This is a genomic window from Herbaspirillum sp. GW103, from assembly GCF_000261365.1.
Classification (GTDB): Bacteria; Pseudomonadota; Gammaproteobacteria; order Burkholderiales; family Burkholderiaceae_D; genus Herbaspirillum.
In genome coordinates, this window is record NZ_AJVC01000003.1 from 1,761,175 (window position 1) to 1,780,335 (window position 19,161).

Here is a 19,161-nt window from a genome sequence, read left to right on the forward strand (position 1 = left end):
TTCAATTCAATGGCCTCACGCCGCGGCCAGCAGTGTCTGCAGTCGCGCCGCCATGGCACTGACCGGCAAGACATCGACGGCGGCGTTGAGCGCTACGGCAGCCTTGGGCATGCCGTAGACGGCGCAGCTTTTCTGGTCCTGCGCCAGGGTGTGGCAGCCATTGTCGCGCAGGGCCTTGAGGCCGGCAGCGCCATCACGGCCCATGCCGGTCAGCAGTACGCCGGTGGCCCGGCCTTCCCAGTGGCGCAGGATACTATGGAAGAAGGCATCCACCGAGGGCCGGTAGACATCGCCTGGCGCGCCGTCGATGTAGCCGAGACGGTTGCCTTCCTTGAAGACGAGATGGTGGTTGCTCCCTGCCAGCAGGACCTCGCCCCGGCGTGGCAGGTCGCCTTCGACGGCCAGGCGCACGCGCAGCACCGACTGCTGCTGCAGCCATTGCGCCATGCCGGGGGCGAAGGCGGCATCGATATGCTGCACGATCACGATACTGCCGGGAAACTCGCGCGGTACCAGCTTGAGCAGGGTCGACAGCGCCGCCGGTCCGCCGGCGGAGGCGCCGATGGCCACCAGCGGCGCCAGGTCCCCGTGGGCGGCCGGCAGTGGCAGGCGCACCGGTCGTCGCACGGGTGCGGCCATATCGTCCGGGCTCAGGCGACCGAGATTGTCGATCTTCTCGATCAGGGCCGCCGCATCGCGCTTGCCGGCCGCACCGATGAGCGCCGGCGTCTGGGTGGCGTCGAGTGCGCCATATCCCATGGCTTCGTAGATCTTGGCCGCGCTGGTATCCATGTCGGAGGTCACCACCAGGATCGGGCACGGGGTGTCCTGCATGATGCGGCGGGTGGCTTCCACACCATCCATCTTGGGCATGAGCAGGTCCATCAGCACCACATCGGGCAACTGCCAGGCACACATCTGCACGGCCTGTTCGCCATCGCGGGCGATCCAGATCAATTCGTGGCGGCCACTCTCGGCAATCACCCGGCGCAGCACTTCCACCATCATGGGGGTGTCGTTGACGATGCCGATCTTCACGTTGTCGCCTCTCCAATCAAGTCTACGACGGCCTGCAACAGGCTTTCATCGTGGAAACTGCTCTTGGTGAAGTAATGATCGGCACCTGCGGCCAGGCCACGCTGCCGATCTTCTTCACGATCCTTGTAGGACACGATCATCACCGGCAGCGCCTGCAATTGCGGCGCACCGCGGATCAGTCCGACCAGCTCGATGCCATCCATGCGCGGCATGTCGATGTCGGTGATGACCAGGTCGAAGGGCTCGGCACGCACGGCGTTCCAGCCATCCATGCCATCCACGGCCACCGTGACCTGATACCCCCGGTTGCTCAGCAACTTGCGTTCCAGCTCACGCACGGTGAGCGAGTCATCCACCACCAGCACTTTCTTGCGCACGACCACGGCGGCCTCGCCGGCACCATCCTGGTCGACCGTCTGCAGGCGTCCGGAAGCGGTCAGCTTTTGCACCGTGCGCAGCAGGTCGGCCACGTCCAGGATCAGCAAGGGTGCGCCATCTTCCATCAGGGCACCGGCCAGGATGTCGGCAATCTTGCCCAGGCGTGCATCCAGCGGTTGCACCACCAGCATGCGCTCGCCCAGGAAAGCATCGACCGCCACCCCGTAGCTGTGTTCTCCCTCGCCGATGACCACGACGCACACGCTGCCATCACGGGCGCGCCACTGGCCGCGCTGCAGCACCTGGTGCGCACTGACCAGGCCGACCTGGCGGCCCTCATGGCTGAAGTGCTGGTAGCCTTCCAGGGTCTGCAGGGCCTCGGCCGGCAAACGCAAGGTCCGATTGACGTAGGCCAGCGGAAACGCATAAGGTTCACCGGCAATGTCCACCAGCAGGCTGCGGATCACCGACAGCGTCAGCGGCAGCTGCAACAGGAAGCGGCTGCCCTGCCCGCTGCGCGTGGTGATACGGATCGTGCCGCGCACCTGCTTGAGCATGTCGGCCACCACGTCCAGACCGACGCCGCGACCGGAAATCTCGGTGACCGTCTCGCGCAGGCTGAAGCTGGGCAACAGCAGGAAATCCAGCAATTCCGCCTCGGACAGGCGCGCGGCAATCTCCGGGGTCGACAGTCCTCGTGCTACCACGGTGCGGCGCAATTCCTCCAGGTCGATGCCGGCACCATCATCGGCCACCTCGATCAAGAGCATGCCGGCACTGTGACGTGCCTCCAGCCGCACCACCCCCTGTTCCGGTTTGCCGGCCGCACCGCGCGTGAGGGGATCCTCGATGCCATGGTCGACCGCGTTACGCAGCAGGTGCCCCAGGGGCGCCTCCAGTTTTTCGAGGATGTCGCGGTCGATCTGGGTGGTATTGCCGTGGATGTCCAGTCGCACCGACTTGCCCAGCGCATGACCGACATCGCGCACCATGCGCGCAAACCCGGCGGTCCCGTCCGCAAAGGGCCGCATGCGGCAGGCCAGCGCCTCATCATAGAGCTGTTGCGAGAGATTGACCGAGCGCCGGTCAAAGGCATCCAGCGCAATCAATTGTTCCCCCAGCAGTTGCTGGTTGGTCTGCATCAACGCACGCAGTTCGCTCAGGGTGGCCTGGGCGAATTCATCGAGCTGGCTGGTCGACAGTTTCTGTTGCAACAGGTCCAGCGCCTGCACGGCTTCACGCTGTACGCGCTTCATGCGCAGCATGCTGGCCGAAAACGGTTTGAGGCGACGCGACTCCACCAGCGATTCGCCGGTCAGGCTCAGCAGCCGGTCCAGGCTGTCCGCACTGACCCGCACGGCGCGCGCAGCCGGTAGCGGCGAAGCCGTCTGCACGAGCGGGGACACGGCAGCGGCTTGCGCCGTCGGCAGCGAGGAGGGAGAGCCAGCTGGCTGCGTGGCCGCCTCGGCAGCCTGGGCCTCCTGCATCGCCGCCGAGGGCGCCGGCCAGGGATCGGCCTGGCCGCCGCTCATCACGGCCGGCAAGGCCTGCAGGAAAGCCTGTACTTCAGCGTGGCCGGCAGAATCGGCCCAGGACTCGTCGCCGTCAGGCGGCGAGGCGATACGCCCCAGCAGATCGGCGCCGCGCAGCAGGACGTCGATGTGCTTCTTCTCCAGCAGCAGCTTGCCCTGCTGCGCCAGCACGAAACAGTCCTCCAGCACATGGGCCACCTTGACTGCCGTTTCCAGTCCGACGATGCGGGCCGCACCCTTGAGTGAATGGCCGGCACGCATGCAGGCCTCCAGGTGTTCGGCGGCCGTCGGTTGCTGCTCCAGCGCCAGCAGGCTGGTGTTGAGCTGGGCGATCTGGCTTTCCGCCTCGAAGCGGAACAGGTCCAGCATGGACATCTGGCTGAGATCGGGCGTACTCATGTCATGCTCCGGTTGAGTACGTAGAACAGCAATTCGTGGTCCAGCAGGCCGATGGGACGACCGCGCCATTCCAGCATGCCACGTGTGTACTGGATCGCCGCCTGGGCCAGCGTGGTAGGCACCGGTGCCAGGCTCTGCGGGGCGTAGCGATGGACGCCGGCCACTTCCTCCACCGGAAACACCAGCACCTGCCCTTCATGGGCGACCACCAGCAGATGCGGCGCCGGGGTCTGGTCCGGCAGTTGGAACAGCCGGGCGAGCCAGACGCAGATGCGCAGGCTGCCGCGAATGTTGAGTACTCCGGCAATGGCGGCATTGCGCTGATGCGGCAGGCTGTGCAGCGGGCGCGTCGCGGTCACTTCCTGGACCACGGAGGTGGCGATGGCCAGCCACTCGCCGGCCACGCGTACCACCAGGGCCGAGGCCATTGCGCCGCGCTCCTGTCCGCTCTCCGCCTGCGCCTGGGTTTCGCCCGCGTGCAGCCATTGCTGTGCCACCTCGGCCGAGGCCTCGACGCGATCGAGCTGCTGCAGGGCAGCGCGGGCAAAGGTCGGACAGTTCAGGCAGCGGATGTGCTGCGCCAGTTCGGCACAACTGCCGTCGCCCTTGGTACCGATGCGATTCCAGCAGGCATCCAGCGTCGTGGGCGCGGGGGTCATCGTCGGCTCAGCCATGATGCGGCTCCTCGCTCGCCGTCACGCGATCGGCGCGCTGCCGCAGACGTTCTGCCCCGGCCGGATCGCCCTGGGCCTGCAACAAGGCCGCCAGCTGCAGCAAGGCGGCCTGGTGCCGGGGCGCCAGATAGAGCACCTTGCGATAGCAGTGCCGGGCCTGCTCGGTCTGACCGCCAGCATCGTGGATCAGGCCCAGCAGGTAGAAGGCGTCGGCACTGGGCCCCTGCTCGCCGATGGCCTGCTCGCACAATGCGGCGGCCTGGGCCAGTTGCCCCTGATCGGCCAGAGAGCGGGCACGCTGCAGCACCGTGCGGGCAGGGTTCGACGAGGCGGGCTCAGCGGGGAGCGCAGGCGCGGCGGCACCAACCGCCCTTGAAGTCGGGGGCACGACCGGCCGCCGTCGACCACCGAGGTCGGAGGGTGCCAAGAGCGGCAGCGGCATGACCAGCGGCGCTTCGCGCGTGGCCGAGCGCGGCACCGCCACGCGCTTGCGAAAACCAAAGGCCAGTGCAATGCCGGCCGACTCCAGGCGCGGACTGAGCAGGATGCCGCCTTCGGCGGGACCGACGAAGATCAGTCCATCGGGTTTCATGAGACTTTCCAGCAATGTCACGACCTGGCGCTGCACCTCGCGCTCGAAGTAGATCAGCACATTGCGACAGAAGATGACATCGTAAGGAGCGGCCTGGCGCAGAAAGTCCGGTGCCAGCAGATTGCCGGGCGCAAAGCGGACCAGCTGGCGTATCGCTTCATGCAGTTGCCAGCCCTGCTCCGCAGCCGTGAAATGGCGGTCCCGGAAACCCAGTTCCTGGCCCCGGAAGGAATTGCGGCCATAAAGACCGGCGGCAGCAATTTCCAGCGAGCGTGTCCGGATATCGTAGGCGTCGATGACGAACTGCGATGGCATCACCCCCGCCTCCAGCAACGCCATGGCCAGCGAATACGGCTCTTCGCCAGTGGAACAAGGCAGGCTGAGAATGCGCACCGGTACGGTCGGCTGTGCCGCCAGACGTTCGCGCGCCAGGCGCGCCACGGCCAGGATGGCTTCACGATCGCGGAAGAACCAGGTCTCCGGCACCACGGCCAGTTCGATCAGTGCCTGCAACTCGACCGCCGAACTTTGCAGCCGCGCCAGATAGCGGCCATCGTCATCGATTTCCAGCGCCGCCATGCGTTCGCGCACCACGCGCTCGATGAGGCTGCTGCCCACGGTGGCCATGTCCAGCCCCATGGCGGATTTGAGCCTGTCGGCGATGAGCGGCAGACTCTTCATGCCGGCACCTCGGGATAGAGCAAGGCGCGCGTGGCCGGATCGAGCAGGTCGCCCACCTCCACCCGTTGCAGCAATCCGCCCTGATGGGGCATGACCGGCCCCAGATAGGGCGCGCCCTCATTGCGCACGGCAGCGGGCACGAAATCATCAGGATCGATGCGCAAGGTCTGCGTGGCCTGTTCCAGGATCAGCCCGAGCAACACCGCCACCGCCTGGCTGTGGTGGTAGTGCACCAGCACCAGGCGCGTGCTCACGCGGGCCGGGGCGGGCCGCCCCAGCACCAGCATGGACAGGTCGATCACCGGCACATGGCCGAGGCCATGCGGCAGCAGTCCGGCCACCCAGGCCGGCGCGCCGGGCAAGGACTTGCAGGGCGACAGCGGCAGCACCATCGCCACCTCGGCAGTGGGCAAGGCGTAGCGCTCTTGTCCAAGGGAAAACAACAAGTGCAGGCACTGGCTCATGGGGACGCTGGGGCAGAGCGACGCGGCGCTCAGTCCGTTACCTTGAAGCGCGAGACGCCATTGCGCAGTTCATTGGAGACCACGTTCAACTCGTCGATGGCCTGACTCGATTGTTGCAGCGATTCCACGGTCTGCTGGGCCGCTTCGGAGAGCTGCACCAGAGCCTGGTTGATCTGCTCGGCGCTGCTGGCCTGGGCCTGCATGCCTTCGTTGACGATCTGGAAGCGCGGCGACAGCGCCTGCACCTGGGCGATGATCTGCGAGAGCTGGCTGCCGGCGGTCTGCACGTCCTGCATGCCGCGTCGTACCTGGTCGGAGAACTTGTCCATGCCCATCACACCGGCGGCCACGGCCGACTGGATTTCCTTGACCATCACCTCGATGTCATAGGTCGCCACCGCGGTCTGGTCAGCCAGACGACGGATTTCCGTGGCCACCACCGAGAAACCGCGACCATGTTCGCCGGCCTTCTCGGCCTCGATGGCGGCATTGAGCGAGAGCAGATTGGTCTGGTCGGCCACCTTGGTGATGGTAGTGACGACCTGGTTGATGTTGCCCGCCTTCTCGTTGAGGATGGCCAGTTTGGCGCTGACCGAACCGGCGGCGTCCATGACGTTCTGCATGGTGTCGCCCATGCGGGTAAGACCCGCCTGCCCGCTGCCGGCCAGGGCAGACGTCTGTTCGGAAACGACCGAGACTTCATTCATGGTGCGCACCAGGTCACGCGAGGTGGCATGAATCTCGCGGGAGGTGGCGCCGATCTCGGTGGTGGTGGCGGCGGTTTCGGCGGCGGTGGCCTGCTGCTGGCGGGCCGTAGCAGCGATCTCGGTCACCGAGGTGGCCACCCGTGCAGAGGACTTCTGCGCCTGCGACACCAGCGCGGTCAACTCATCGGTCATGCGGTCGAAGCCAGTGCCGAGCACGCCGAACTCATCATTGCGCTGCAGCGACACGCGACGCGAAAAATCGCCCGAGCGCATGATATCGAGCAAACCCATGAGCCTCTGCAACGGCTCGTTGATCGCCCGCATCAGGAAGAAACCGCACACCAGCGCCACCAGCAAGGCGGCCATGAGCGAGGTCATCATCGCGAACTGGGCGGCGTTGACCGCATCGGTGATGCGGCTGGCAGCAAGGTCGGCAATGCCCTTGTTGGTATCGACCATGCGCTGCGTCAACTGGTAACCGGCGCGCCATTGCGGACGGAGTTGCTCGTTGACGATCTTGTCGATGGGCGCGCGCTGGCCGAAGTCCATCTTCAGCAACTCGCCCACGATGGCACGGTACTTCTGGCGCGTCTCCTTGAATTGCTCGAAGAGCTTGCGGTCGTTATCGCTGAAGACGGTCTTGTCGTAGTCTTCCTGCAGCCGGTCCAGGCGTTCACCGTTGCGACGCAGCAGGGCCAGGTCGGCCTGACGCTCCGCGTCACTGTTGTCGACCTGAATGATCTGCTGGGTCATGAGCAGGTTTTCATACCAGGCGGCATTGATCTGACTGCTGTAGTAAAGGCCGGGCGTGGAATCCTCGCGCAGCGCCGTGGCGCTTTTCTCGATACGACCGAGATTGACCGCCGAGATGCCCGCCATGAGCGCCATGAGCAGCAGGATGAGCGCGAAGCTCCCGAGGATGCGTTGCTTGATCGTCCAGTTCTTCATGCGCAGTGTTCCCCCTTGGAGTGAGCGGCCCCGCCCTGGCACCCCGAGCGGGAGGCGCATGAACGAAAGTTCGCCTGATGCTAGCCTGATGCTAGCCTGATGCACTCTGGTGCATAGTGCAATTTAGTAATAATTCGAGATTATCATTGAAATCTTTCAATATCACCATTATCCCTTGTGCAAAGCTTCTTTGCTTTCCAGCAATGCGAAACGGCACCTTGAGGTGCCGTTTCGGTCGTACAGCCAGCGCTGGGGTCACACCGGCATGGGCTTGTTGTCCTGCAGGTCGAGGAAGCCCTTGATGAGGCGGTAGGCTTTCCAGATCCAGGCCAGCGAGAACACCAGGATGGCCAGCGGAATGCCGATCACGGTGGCCCACAGGACACCGCCGGCGAACAGCCAGAACAGGTACCACCAGAAGGACCGGATCTGCCAGCGATGGTGGGTGTAGAGGAAGGTATCGCGCACCTCGCCGCGCTTGAGATAGTTGACGATCAGCGGCAGCCACGACAGCATGCCCAGGGAAAACACCAGGCAGGCGGCATGCGCCAGATAGAGCCACCAGACCAGGTCACGGCCGGTCTGGGTCTGCGGGTCCAATACCAGTTCCTGGTTCATCGCATCTCCTGAAGTGAGGGGAAACCGGCCCCGGAATCAGGCCAGCAGATTCAAGATGCCGTCCAGCCCCACGAAATTCAAGCCCACGTTGGCCTGGGCGCGCACCACCGGCTTGGCACGGAAGGCCACCGACAGGCCCGAGATGCCCATCATGCGCAAGTCGTTGGCACCATCGCCCATGACGATGGCCTGGGATGGCTCGGCGCCGATTTCGCGGCAGACACGCTCCACCGTCGCACGCTTCTCGTCGGCATTGACGATGCCGCCCACCACCTTGCCGGTGAGCTTGCCATCGACCACTTCCAGGGTATTGGCGTGGGTGTAGTCCAGCGTCAGACGCGCCTTCATGCGGTCGGTGAAGAAGGTGAAACCGCCCGAGACCAGCAGCGTCTTCAGGCCCGCAGCCCGCACGGCCTTGAGCATGTTCTCTGCGCCCGGGGACAATTGCAGGCGCTCATCGTAGACACGCTGCAAGGCGCCCGCATCGAGCCCCTTGAGCAAGGCCACCCGGCGCGTCAGGCTTTCGTTGAACTCGATCTCGCCGCGCATGGCTGCCTCGGTAATCTCGGCCACCTGCGGCTTCAAGCGCTGCATGTCGGCGATCTCGTCAATGCACTCGATGGTGATGAGCGTCGAATCCATGTCCATGGCCACCAGGCGAAAATCAGTCAGCTTGCGGCCTTCCTCGATGAAGGCATAGTCCAGCCGTGCCTGCAGGCAGGCAGCGTCGATGCTGGCCTTGAGCGCATCGCTCGGGCTCACCCCGGCTACGCGCCAGGCATCGGCGTCCGGCACGCGGCTATCACCGAGGCGTTCGGCGCGGCCACCGGCCAACTGCGCAATGGTCTCGATGGCCGAAGAAGAAACAGCGTGGTGCTTGGGGGCTTGCAGGATCAGGTTCATGTTGTTCTGTTGATTCGTTGATGCGGTTGGATTCGGTAATACGCGGCCGGGAAGCGGTTCAGCCGGTGAGTGCCTTCATGGTCGCCTTGACCTGCTGCACACGGGCATTGAGGTCCGGCATGCTGGCCGTGATGCGCAGCTTGTCCGGACCATTGAGCTTGACCTGGCGGTTCTTCTGGACCAGCTCGATGATGCGCATGGCGTCGATCGGCGGATTGGGAACGAACTGCAGCAGCGCCGCCTCCGAATGGGCATCGATCTTGATGATGCCCAGCGGCTTGGCGGCAATGCGCAGGCGGTGCGTTTCGATGAGCGCCTTGGCGGCATCCGGCAGCTTGCCGAAGCGGTCGATCAGTTCTTCCTGCAAGGCGTCGATGGCATCGGCTTTCTCGCAGTTGGCCAGGCGCTTGTAGAGCGACAAGCGCTCATGCACGTCGCCGCAGAAGTCATTGGGCAGCAGTGCAGGCGCATGCAGGTTGATTTCGGTAGTGGTCGACAAGGGCGCGGCGAGATCCGGTTCGCGGCCGTCCTTCAAGGCGCGCACGGCTTCGTTCAACATGTCCGAATACATCTGGAAACCGATCTCGTGGATCTCGCCCGACTGATGATCGCCCAGCACTTCGCCGGCGCCACGGATTTCCAGGTCGTGCATGGCGAGATAGAAACCGCTGCCCAGTTCCTCCATCTGCTGGATCGCCTCCAGCCGGCGCTGGGCCTGCTTGGACAGGCCCTGCACATCCTGCACCAGCAGATAGGCATAGGCCTGGTGATGCGAACGACCGACCCGGCCACGCAACTGGTGCAGCTGGGCCAGGCCGAACTTGTCGGCACGGTGCATGATGATGGTGTTGGCGGTGGGCACGTCGATGCCGGTCTCGATGATGGTGGTGCATAGCAGGATGTTGAAGCGCTGCGCCACGAAGTCGCGCATCACCTTTTCCAGGTCGCGCTCGTGCATCTGGCCGTGGGCCACGCCGATGCGCGCTTCGGGTAGCAGCTGTTCGAGCGCGGCCTTGCGGTTGGCGATGGTTTCCACTTCATTGTGCAGGAAGTAAACCTGGCCGCCACGCTTCAACTCGCGCAGGCAGGCTTCGCGAATGGTCGATTCCTGCTCGGCGCGCACGAAGGTCTTGATGGCCAGACGCTTTTGCGGGGCGGTGGCGATCACCGAGAAATCGCGCAATCCTTCCAGCGCCATGCCCAGCGTGCGCGGAATCGGGGTGGCCGTCAGCGTCAAGACATCGACCTCGGCGCGCAAGGACTTCAGGGCTTCCTTCTGGCGCACGCCGAAACGGTGTTCCTCGTCGATGATGACCAGGCCCAGGCGCGAGAACTTCACTTCGTCCGACAGCAGCTTGTGCGTGCCGATGACGATATCGATGGTGCCATCGCCCAGGCCCTTGATGGCTTGCGTGACTTCCTTGCCGGTACGGAAGCGCGAGAGCTCGGCGATCTTGACCGGCCAGTTGGCGAAACGATCGGCGAAGGTGGCGGCGTGCTGTTCGGCCAAGAGCGTGGTCGGGGCCAGAATGGCGACCTGCTTGCCGCCCATCACGGCCACGAAGGCGGCACGCAAGGCGACCTCGGTCTTGCCGAAGCCGACGTCGCCGCAGATGAGGCGGTCCATGGGCTTGCCGCCGGTCATGTCCTTGATGACGGCTTGGATGGCGGCGGCCTGGTCGGCAGTCTCTTCAAAACCGAAGCTGTCGGCGAAGGCTTCATAGTCATGCGCCGAATACTGGAAGGCATGGCCCTGCCTCAATGCGCGGCGGGCGTACAGGTTCAGCAGTTCGGCGGCGGTATCGCGCACCTGCTGGGCCGCCTTGCGCTTGGCCTTTTCCCACTGGCCCGAACCCAGCGCATGCAGCGGTGCATCTTCGGGCGAAGCGCCCGAGTAACGTGAAATCACGTGCAGTTGCGAGACCGGGACATAGAGCTTGGTTTCCTTGGCATATTCCAGATGGAGGAATTCGGTCTCGCCCTCCCCCAGGTCCATGCTGACCAGGCCCATGTAGCGACCGATACCGTGGCTGCTGTGCACCACCGGGTCGCCGATCTTCAGTTCCGACAGATCGCGCACCATGTATTCCACATCGGTGGCGGCCTGCTGCTTGCGGCTGCCGACGCGGCGGCCACTGCCGGCGTACAGCTCGGTCTCGGTGACCAGCGCCAGGCCGCCCGCTGTGACGAAGCCCGTGTGCAAGGGGGCCACGCCCAGCATCAGCGGTTCATCACTGGAGAGGAAGCTGTTCCAGTCCTCGCACAGGACCGGATGCACATCGTATTCGGCGAAGTACTGCTGCAGGGTCTCGCGCCGGCCATTGCTCTCGGCACAGATCAGCACCCGCTCGGCCCCCTTCAGGAGGAAGCTGCGCAGGTTGACCAGCGGATCATCCGCACGGCGGTTCACGGCGATATTGGGCAAGGGCGAGGAGATGGCCGAGGGCGCATCATCGCTCTTGAGCACCCAGCGGGCGTGGGGTTTCAGCAGGGTGAAGAAATCTTCATCGTCCAGGTAGATGGCGCGCGGCTCCAGCACCGGGCGCTCGCGGTCGGCGTGAAGGAAATTCCAACGCGAGCGGGTATCGCTCCAGAAGCGCTTGATGGCCTGCTCGATGTCACCCACGGTGGCGAACATGGCATTGGCCGGCAGGTACTGGAAGAGCGTAGCCGTCTCTTCGAAGAACAGCGGCAGGTAGTATTCGATACCTGCTGCGGCGATGCCGTTGCCGATGTCCTTGTAGATGGCCGAGCGTGATGGATCACCTTCGAACACTTCGCGCCAACGGTTGCGGAAGGCCAGGCGCGAGGCTTCATCCATCGGGAATTCACGGCCCGGCAGCAGCCGCACTTCCGGCACCGGATAGAGCGAGCGCTGGGTATCGGCGTCGAAGGTGCGGATGGTCTCGATGGTGTCGCCGAACAGGTCCAGGCGGTACGGCAGTACCGAACCCATGGGGAAGATGTCGATCAGGCCGCCACGCACCGAGTATTCACCCGGCGACATCACCTGGCCCACGTGGGTGTAGCCGGCCAGGGTGAGCTGGGACTTGAGCTTGCCTTCGTCGAGCTTTTCGCCCTGCTTGAAGAAGAAGGTATAGGCCGCCAGGAACTGCGGCGGGGCCATGCGCAGCAAGGCGGTGGTAGCCGGTACGATCAGCAGGTCGCACTGGCCGGACTGCACTTCATAGAGCGTGGCCAGGCGTTCGGAGACCAGGTCCTGGTGCGGCGAGAAGGCGTCATAAGGCAGTGTTTCCCAGTCCGGCAGCAGGTGGCAACGCAGGCGCTCGCCATCCTTGGGCTGGAACCAGGGGATTTCAGCCAGCAGGCGCTGGGCATCGGTGGCCCCGGCCACCACCACGGCCAGCATGCGGCCTTCGGCCTTCAGGGCCAGCGCGGCCTGGGCCAGCAGATACGCATCGGCGGAACCGTGCACGGCGGGAGGCTGGAAACGCACACCTGCCTTGGGCAGGCTTTTTTTCGGATCAAAAGACATCAGGATCGGGAGGATCGGCTTGGTTAGGACTTGTTTCGCGTACGGCAACTGACGAGGCCCGGCGGCGGCGACCAGGCTGGCAGCGCCGCAAAATGCCGGTCGCTTGCAAGGGATTGGCATTAGAATTCAGCCTCTCATTATAAACGAAGGCCCCATCGCAGGCCGCCGCCAGGCGGGTGCCGGGGCCAGGTGCATGGCATGAACCCTTCGCAGTCCGCTTCTTCCCCGCCCCGCCACTTTGCGCTCATCCCCGCCGCAGGCGTGGGCGCGCGCATGGGCGGCCAGATTCCCAAGCAATACCTGCCGCTGGCAGGCCTCCCCATGCTGCTGCATGCGCTGCAAACCTTCGCGGCGCATGCCCGCATCACCCACACCTTCGTCGTGGTCAGCGCCGAGGATGGCTGGATCGACTCCCTCATGACGCCCGCCCTGCTGCAACGCGCAAGCGTCCTGCGGGTGGGCGGACCGACGCGGCAGGACAGCGTCTTCAACGGGCTCAACGCCATCCGTGATCAGGTGGCCGATACCGACCGCGTGCTGGTGCACGACGCCGCCCGCCCCGGCCTGGATGTGCCGCTGCTGGACCGTCTGCTCGATGCCCTGGCCGACGATGAAGTCGGTGGCCTGCTGGCCCTGCCAGTGGTCGATACCCTCAAGCGCTGCGATGGCGCCGGATCGCTCCGCTCGCAGGAGACCGTGCCGCGTGCCGGCCTGTGGGCGGCGCAGACACCGCAGATGTTTCCCTATGCCCTGCTGCGACGCGCCTTGCAGCAGGCGCAAGCGCAAGGCCGCCTGGGCGAGATCACCGACGACGCCAGCGCCATCGAAATGCTGGGCTTGCGTCCGCGCCTGGTCGAGGGCAGCCCCCGCAATCTCAAGGTCACACTGGCGCAGGACGCCGCCCTGGCTGAATTCTTCCTGAAAGGTCCGCACGCATGAACGCTTCTTCCCCCTTCCCTTTCCGTATCGGCCAGGGCTATGACTGCCACGCCCTGGTGGAAGGCCGCCCGCTGATCCTGGGTGGTGTCACCATCCCGCACAAGAAGGGCCTGCTCGGCCACTCGGACGCCGATGCCCTGCTGCATGCCATCACCGATGCGCTCTTCGGCGCTGCCGCGCTGGGCGACATCGGCCGCCACTTCCCCGATACCGATGCGCAGTTCAAGGGCGCCGACTCGCGCGTGCTGCTGCGCGAGGCGGCCAAGCGCCTGGCTGCTGCCGGCTATACCGTGGGCAACGTGGATGCCACCATCATCGCCCAGGCGCCCAAGATGGCCCCGCATATTCCCGTCATGGTGGCCAACGTGGCGGCGGACCTGGGGATTTCTGAAGGGCAAGTCAATATCAAGGCAAAAACCAATGAAAAAATGGGTTTTTTGGGACGTGAAGAAGGGATTGCCACCGAAGCGGTTGTGCTGGTCCACCGTCAAAACGGTTGAAAAACGCTGTCAGAAAGTTCCCGACAAGCCGGCGTAGGACATCCACCGACACGCCAAAAGCCGCACCAGACAAGGGATTGAAGCCGGTTTGGCGCACCATTTCCCGGCATGGAAAGAAATCTAAGGCACCAGAATCAGCCATTAAAACTTTTAATGGAAGATTCGTACCGAAAATGGCTTGCATTCTCGATTTAATGAGTATAATCGTCGCGTCGTTAGGATTCGAGCTGGTAGTGCGGTTCTTCGCTGTCATTCCTCCCGAGTAACGATAAAGAGCCGGGCGCAAGCCCCAATCAATTAAATTTAGGAGTCCGTAATGGCAACTGGTACCGTCAAGTGGTTCAACGATGCAAAGGGTTTTGGTTTCATCACCCCCGATGAAGGCGGCGAAGATCTGTTCGCTCACTTCTCGGCTATTCAATCGAATGGTTTCAAGTCCCTGAAGGAAAACCAACGCGTTTCCTTCGAAGTGACCACCGGCCCGAAGGGCAAGCAAGCTTCGAACATCGTTCCGGCTGCTTAAGCTTTTCAAGCTGATAAAAAATCCCCGACACGTCGGGGATTTTTTTCGTCTGCAGCTTTCACAGTGTGAAGAAACAGACCTGAAAGAGACCTCAAAAAAATCCCCGCCCTCTTGCGAGAGGCGGGGATTTTCATTTCTGCTCAAGCAGAGCTGAATCAGATTTCTTCGTACAGCGGCAGCGTCAGGAACTCGGCGAAGGTCTCGGAGGTGGACATTTCTTCAAAGATCTTGGCCGCGCGGTCATAGGTCGGGCCATCACCTGCCACTTGCGTCACCTTGGCCAGCTCTTCCGGAATCATGGCGCGTACCATGTCGGCAGTGACCTTGCGACCGTCTTCCAGATTGCCCTTGGCACTGCGGATCCACTGCCACACCTGGGCACGGCTGATCTCGGCGGTAGCCGCATCTTCCATCAGGTTGTGGATGGGCACGCAGCCATTGCCGGCCAGCCAGGCGCCCAGGTAATGGATGCCGACGTTGATGTTGTAGCGCAGGCCGGCCTCGGTGATCGGAGTTTCCGGCTGGAAGTTGAGCAGGTCAGCGGCTTTCACTTCCACGTCCGGACGCTGCTTTTCGAACTGGTTGGGCTTGTCGCCCAGCACGGCCACGAATTCCTTCATGGAGGCTTCGACCAGGCCCGGGTGAGCCACCCAGCCGCCGTCGTAACCGTCGGTCGCATCGCGGCGCTTGTCGTTGATGATGCCCTGCATGGCGATGGCGTTCTTTTCCGGATCGTTCTTGATCGGGATCAGCGCGCTCATGCCGCCGATGGCCGGCGCGCCGCGCTTGTGGCAGGTCTTCAGCAGCAGCAGTGCGTAGGCGCGCATGAAGGGCGAGGTCATGGTGACCTTGGCGCGATCGGCCAGGCAGAAGTCCTTGTCGTTCTTGAACTTCTTGATGCAGGAGAAGATGTAGTCCCAACGACCGGCGTTCAGACCGGCGCTGTGCTCACGCAGTTCGTACAGGATTTCTTCCATCTCGAAGGCGGCGGTGATGGTTTCGATCAGCACGGTGGCCTTGATGGTGCCTTGCGGCAGGCCGATCTCGTTCTGCGCCATCACGAAGATGTCGTTCCACAGACGCGCTTCCAGATGCGATTCCATCTTGGGCAGATAGAAGTAAGGACCGGCGCCGCGCGCCAGCTGTTCCTTGGCGTTGTGGAACAGGAACAGAGCGAAGTCGAAGATGCCGCCGGAGATGCGCTTGCCATCGATGGTGACGTGCTTCTCGTCCAGGTGCCAGCCACGCGGACGCACCACCAGGGTGGCGATCTTGTCGTTGAGCTTGTAGCTCTTGCCGTTCGATTCCAGCGAAATGGTGCGGCGGATGGCGTCGTAGAGGTTGATCTGTCCGCTGATCTGGTTGTCCCACACCGGCGAGTTGGAATCCTCGAAGTCGGTCATGTAGCTGTCGGCGCCCGAGTTGAAGGCGTTGATGACCATCTTGCGCTCGACCGGACCGGTGATTTCCACGCGGCGGCACTTCAGGGCTTCGGGGATGGGAGCAATCTTCCAGTCGCCGGTGCGGATGGCTTCGGTTTCCTTCAGGAAGTCGGGGCGTTCGCCGGCATCCAGCCGCTTGACGCGCTCGGCACGGGCGGCCAGCAGTTCCTGGCGACGCGCTTCGAAGGCGCGCGAGAGCTTGGCGACCAGTGACAGGGCGTCAAAGGTCAGGACGTTCTCGTAACCCGGCTTGATCTCGCCGGAGATTTCCATGCCGGTGGGCAGCTTCAGTTGCGTCATGCTGGACTCCTCAAAAAGAAAAATGGACTGGTGAATCTTGTTTTCATGATTGTGCCTGAGACTATGCAGCTTTTTGCATCGCATCAGACACTTTATGTACGCAGTATATTTAAACCAAATCGATAGTAGTGAAAGCTTTTATCAATTTATCTTTGCGTTTTAGTCATAAGTGAGCAGATAATCGCCGCAGCACGTCGGCGCAGGGCCGGCGCGGCTTTGCCGCCCGTTTCCGGGTCTTTCGAAGAGGACAGCATGGACCAGTTCAAGCAGATTTCGACCTTTGCCGAGGTCGCCGCCCGTGGCAGCCTGTCGGCGGCGGCCCGTGCCGAGGGCATCGCCCCGGCCATGATAGGGCGGCGCCTGGATGCGCTGGAGGAGCGCCTGGGCGTGAAGCTGTTGCAGCGAACCACGCGCAAGATCGTGCTCACCAACGAAGGCGCAGCCTTTCTGGAAGACTGCCAGCGCATCCTGGCTGACCTGGAAGATGCCGAATCGGCGGTATCCGAACGCAGCGCGCGTGCCAGTGGCCAGTTGCTGATCTCGGCCCCGGCCGGGTTCGGTCGCCAGCACGTGGCACCCCTGGTGCCCTCCTTTCTGGCAGAGCACCGCGATGTCACCCTCACGCTGAACCTCAATGACCGCATTGCCGACGTCATCGGGGAAGGCATCGACGTCGCCATCCGCATTGCCACCCTGACCGACTCCAACCTGGTGAGCGTGAAGCTGGCCGAGAATCACCGGGTCATCGTCGCCGCTCCCTCCTACCTGCGCCGCCACGGCACCCCGCAGACCCCGGACGAACTGGTACGCCACAATTGCCTGGCCATGAGCAGCGAAGGCAGCCAGCGTGGCTGGACACTCAAGCAGTCCGGCAAGGTGAGCGTCTACAAGGTCGGCGGCAACATGGTCTGCAATGACGGTGAAGTGCTGCACAACTGGGCGCTGGCCGGACGCGGCCTGGCCTGGCGGTCGATGTGGGAAGTGGGCGCAGCCATCGAAGCTGGCGAGCTGGTGACGGTGCTGGACAAGTTTGCCGCTCCGGCACCATCGATCTACGCAGTGTTTGCGCAGCGACGCCACCTGCCCTTGCGCATCCGTACCTTCGTGGATTTTCTGCGCCATGCCTATGCGCAGCCGGATTACTGGAAGCGTCGCTGAGGCTGCCGCAGACGCAGACGCAGAAAAGACAAAACGGCCCCCGCGGGGCCGTCCTGGCAAGTACAGTCAGTGAGCTCAGTGCGGCAGCGTCGGGCCGGCCGGGGTCACGTCGATCTCCCGCCTGACCGGCGCCTCGCCTTCATTGACCCGGAACACGCTGACCATCTGCGCCAGCCGTCCCGCCTGGTTCTGCATCGAGGCAGCAGCAGCTGCCGCCTGCTCGACCAGGGCCGCATTCTGCTGGGTCACCTGATCCATCTGCGTAATGGCCAGGTTGATCTGCTCGATGCCGCTGGTCTGCTCGGCACTGGCTGCACTGATCTCGGCCACGATATCGGTAACGTGGCGCACGCTGCTGACCACTTCCTGCATGGTGGCACCGGCCTGCTCGACCAGGCGACTGCCGTCGCCGACCTTCGCGACCGAATCATTGATCAGCTCCTTGATCTCCTTGGCCGCCGAGGCCGAACGCTGGGCCAGCGAACGCACTTCCGAGGCCACCACGGCAAACCCGCGTCCCTGCTCACCGGCACGCGCTGCTTCCACGGCGGCATTGAGCGCAAGGATATTGGTCTGGAAGGCAATCCCGTCGATCACGCTGATGATGTCCACGATCTTGCGCGAAGAAGCATTGATGGCGCCCATGGTATCGACTACCTGACTGACCACGCCGCCACCCTGCTCGGCCACGCTGGAGGCCGATTGCGCCAGCTGGCTGGCCTGGCGCGCGTTGTCGGCGTTCTGACGCACGGTGGAAATCAGCTCTTCCATGGCCGAGGCGGTTTCTTCCAGTGAACTGGCCTGCTGCTCGGTACGACTGGAGAGATCCAGATTGCCGGCGGCGATCTCGGCCGAGGCCGTGCTGATGGTATCGGTGCCGTTACGGACATTGGAGACGATGCTGCGCAGGCTGTCATTCATCTCCTTGAGCGATTGCAGCAGTTGGCCGGTCTCGTCGCGCGAATTGACCTGTACCTGGGTGGCCAGGTCGCCCTCGGCCACCTTGCGCGAGACCACCACCGCCGTCTGCAGCGGCCGGGTGATGCCCAGCGTGAGCAGACGCGCCAGCACGATGCCCAGGAGCAGGATCAGCCCCTCCAGCACCAGGATCAGGATGCGGCTCTGGACGGCGATGTGATCGATTTCCTTGGCGGTCTCATCGATATCCTGGCGCTGGATGTCCACCATGTCGCGCATCAGTTTCTGATAGGTCGCGGCCGCCGGGACGAAGACCTTGTCGAGCAGGCGCATGGCCTCCTCCACGTTGCCCGCGGCCTTGAGCTTGACGATCTCGTCGCGCGAAGACAGATAGACCTTGCGCTGCTCCCCGATTTTCTGGAACAGAGCCTTTTCCTCCGGGGTGACCAGCAAGGGTTCGACCTGTTTCTGGTACTCGGTGGAACTCTTGGTGGAGGCAGCAGCTTCCTCCGCGAAGTAGGTCGCCAGCGACGGGTCGCTGCTCTTGGCGATGGCCAGCGTGCGGCGGATACCCGCCGTCAGATTGGTATACCAGTCGCCCATGAGGCGCTCGGTCTTGATGGGGTCGCTCATCATCTCGCGCGTGGCGGACGCGACCTGCTCCAGTCGCCACAGGCTGATGCCCGCCACGATCGCGGAAAACGCCAGTATCACGGCAAAGCCCAGCGTGAGGCGTTTGCCAATGTTCATATTGCCAAGGATATTCATCTCTGCTCCATCCCCAGCGGAGCGTCCGGGCGGAGGCTCCGCAGTGTCATCTTGATTATTGTTGTCACCCCGGCAGTCCCCGACTGCCGTCCCTCAGCACTATGGCATGCGAGCGCGGGCGGGACAAGAAAGCTAAGCCTCGAACAGACGGGCAATGGCGGCTCTCTTCCTGCCTGAACGGAA

Annotated in this window: 15 protein-coding genes; 4 read left to right on the plus strand and 11 right to left on the minus strand. The window is 63.7% G+C overall.

From position 1 onward, the window contains the following. Positions 1–15 precede the first annotated feature (15 nt). From GWL_RS11385 to mfd, 9 genes are all read right to left on the minus strand, one after another. The gene (locus GWL_RS11385) at positions 16–1,038 is read right to left on the minus strand and encodes a chemotaxis response regulator protein-glutamate methylesterase (protein WP_008330066.1); all 1,023 of its coding nucleotides are present in this window, start codon (positions 1,036–1,038) and stop codon (positions 16–18) included. Then, on the minus strand, positions 1,035–3,347 hold the full coding sequence (locus GWL_RS11390; protein ID WP_008330069.1) for a hybrid sensor histidine kinase/response regulator: 2,313 nt from the start codon (positions 3,345–3,347) through the stop codon (positions 1,035–1,037). The genes GWL_RS11385 and GWL_RS11390 overlap by 4 nt, the downstream gene beginning before the upstream one ends. Continuing rightward, complete coding sequence (locus GWL_RS11395; protein WP_050978087.1) at positions 3,344–4,021, minus strand: chemotaxis protein CheW; 678 nt, start codon at positions 4,019–4,021, stop codon at positions 3,344–3,346. The genes GWL_RS11390 and GWL_RS11395 overlap by 4 nt, the downstream gene beginning before the upstream one ends. Next, entirely contained in the window at positions 4,014–5,294 is a 1,281-nt protein-coding gene (locus tag GWL_RS11400; RefSeq protein ID WP_008330073.1) for a protein-glutamate O-methyltransferase CheR, read from the minus strand. The genes GWL_RS11395 and GWL_RS11400 overlap by 8 nt, the downstream gene beginning before the upstream one ends. Then, positions 5,291–5,758, minus strand: coding sequence for a chemotaxis protein CheW (locus GWL_RS11405; protein ID WP_008330075.1), 468 nt, complete (start codon positions 5,756–5,758; stop codon positions 5,291–5,293). Before GWL_RS11405 ends, GWL_RS11400 begins: the two co-directional genes overlap by 4 nt. A 29-nt stretch (positions 5,759–5,787) precedes the next feature. After that, a complete protein-coding gene (locus GWL_RS11410) occupies positions 5,788–7,413 on the minus strand; it encodes a methyl-accepting chemotaxis protein (RefSeq protein ID WP_008330077.1) in 1,626 nt (541 codons plus the stop codon). 255 nt (positions 7,414–7,668) lie between these two features. Beyond that, positions 7,669–8,031, minus strand: a complete 363-nt coding sequence (locus tag GWL_RS11415; protein ID WP_008330079.1) for a membrane protein — start codon at positions 8,029–8,031, stop codon at positions 7,669–7,671. A 36-nt stretch (positions 8,032–8,067) separates the two neighbouring features. Then, positions 8,068–8,934, minus strand: coding sequence for a phosphoserine phosphatase SerB (serB, locus tag GWL_RS11420; RefSeq protein ID WP_008330081.1), 867 nt, complete (start codon positions 8,932–8,934; stop codon positions 8,068–8,070). A gap of 58 nt (positions 8,935–8,992) precedes the next feature. Next, positions 8,993–12,430, minus strand: coding sequence for a transcription-repair coupling factor (gene mfd / locus GWL_RS11425; RefSeq protein WP_008330083.1), 3,438 nt, complete (start codon positions 12,428–12,430; stop codon positions 8,993–8,995). A 198-nt stretch (positions 12,431–12,628) separates the two neighbouring features. Here mfd and ispD point away from each other — a divergent pair, with 198 nt between their 5' ends. The 3 genes from ispD to GWL_RS11440 all read left to right on the plus strand — a co-directional run bounded on the left by ispD (position 12,629) and on the right by GWL_RS11440 (position 14,392). After that, positions 12,629–13,369 carry a 2-C-methyl-D-erythritol 4-phosphate cytidylyltransferase gene (gene ispD / locus GWL_RS11430; RefSeq protein ID WP_008330085.1) on the plus strand — a complete coding sequence of 247 codons (741 nt, stop codon included), beginning with the start codon at positions 12,629–12,631 and terminating at the stop codon, positions 13,367–13,369. Beyond that, positions 13,366–13,869 carry a 2-C-methyl-D-erythritol 2,4-cyclodiphosphate synthase gene (gene ispF, locus GWL_RS11435; protein ID WP_008330088.1) on the plus strand — a complete coding sequence of 168 codons (504 nt, stop codon included), beginning with the start codon at positions 13,366–13,368 and terminating at the stop codon, positions 13,867–13,869. The genes ispD and ispF overlap by 4 nt, the downstream gene beginning before the upstream one ends. A gap of 316 nt (positions 13,870–14,185) precedes the next feature. Then, entirely contained in the window at positions 14,186–14,392 is a 207-nt protein-coding gene (locus GWL_RS11440) for a cold-shock protein (RefSeq protein WP_006464465.1), read from the plus strand. A gap of 155 nt (positions 14,393–14,547) precedes the next feature. On the opposite strand, the gene aceB is transcribed toward GWL_RS11440, so the two are convergent. Then, positions 14,548–16,134 (minus strand): malate synthase A, encoded by a 1,587-nt coding sequence (gene aceB / locus GWL_RS11445; protein ID WP_008330091.1) that lies wholly within the window; start codon positions 16,132–16,134, stop codon positions 14,548–14,550. Between the two features lie 252 nt (positions 16,135–16,386). Between aceB and GWL_RS11450 the strand changes: the two genes are divergently transcribed. Then, complete coding sequence (locus tag GWL_RS11450) at positions 16,387–17,292, plus strand: LysR family transcriptional regulator (protein ID WP_008330095.1); 906 nt, start codon at positions 16,387–16,389, stop codon at positions 17,290–17,292. A 75-nt stretch (positions 17,293–17,367) separates the two neighbouring features. On the opposite strand, the gene GWL_RS11455 is transcribed toward GWL_RS11450, so the two are convergent. Then, positions 17,368–18,978, minus strand: coding sequence for a methyl-accepting chemotaxis protein (locus GWL_RS11455; RefSeq protein WP_008330097.1), 1,611 nt, complete (start codon positions 18,976–18,978; stop codon positions 17,368–17,370). Between the last annotated feature and the right edge of the window lie 183 nt (positions 18,979–19,161).

Excerpts from the sequence above, each read along its gene's own strand:
- GWL_RS11390 (WP_008330069.1), bottom strand. The coding sequence starts at position 3,347 with ATGAGTACGCCCGATCTCAGCCAGATGTCCATGCTGGACCTGTTCCGC.
- GWL_RS11395 (WP_050978087.1), bottom strand. The coding sequence starts at position 4,021 with ATGGCTGAGCCGACGATGACCCCCGCGCCCACGACGCTGGATGCCTGC.
- GWL_RS11400 (WP_008330073.1), bottom strand. The coding sequence starts at position 5,294 with ATGAAGAGTCTGCCGCTCATCGCCGACAGGCTCAAATCCGCCATGGGG.
- GWL_RS11405 (WP_008330075.1), bottom strand. The coding sequence starts at position 5,758 with ATGAGCCAGTGCCTGCACTTGTTGTTTTCCCTTGGACAAGAGCGCTAC.
- GWL_RS11410 (WP_008330077.1), bottom strand. The coding sequence starts at position 7,413 with ATGAAGAACTGGACGATCAAGCAACGCATCCTCGGGAGCTTCGCGCTC.
- GWL_RS11415 (WP_008330079.1), bottom strand. The coding sequence starts at position 8,031 with ATGAACCAGGAACTGGTATTGGACCCGCAGACCCAGACCGGCCGTGAC.
- serB (WP_008330081.1), bottom strand. The coding sequence starts at position 8,934 with ATGAACCTGATCCTGCAAGCCCCCAAGCACCACGCTGTTTCTTCTTCG.
- mfd (WP_008330083.1), bottom strand. The coding sequence starts at position 12,430 with ATGTCTTTTGATCCGAAAAAAAGCCTGCCCAAGGCAGGTGTGCGTTTC.
- ispD (WP_008330085.1), top strand. The coding sequence starts at position 12,629 with ATGAACCCTTCGCAGTCCGCTTCTTCCCCGCCCCGCCACTTTGCGCTC.
- ispF (WP_008330088.1), top strand. The coding sequence starts at position 13,366 with ATGAACGCTTCTTCCCCCTTCCCTTTCCGTATCGGCCAGGGCTATGAC.
- GWL_RS11440 (WP_006464465.1), top strand. The coding sequence starts at position 14,186 with ATGGCAACTGGTACCGTCAAGTGGTTCAACGATGCAAAGGGTTTTGGT.
- aceB (WP_008330091.1), bottom strand. The coding sequence starts at position 16,134 with ATGACGCAACTGAAGCTGCCCACCGGCATGGAAATCTCCGGCGAGATC.
- GWL_RS11450 (WP_008330095.1), top strand. The coding sequence starts at position 16,387 with ATGGACCAGTTCAAGCAGATTTCGACCTTTGCCGAGGTCGCCGCCCGT.
- GWL_RS11455 (WP_008330097.1), bottom strand. The coding sequence starts at position 18,978 with ATGAATATCCTTGGCAATATGAACATTGGCAAACGCCTCACGCTGGGC.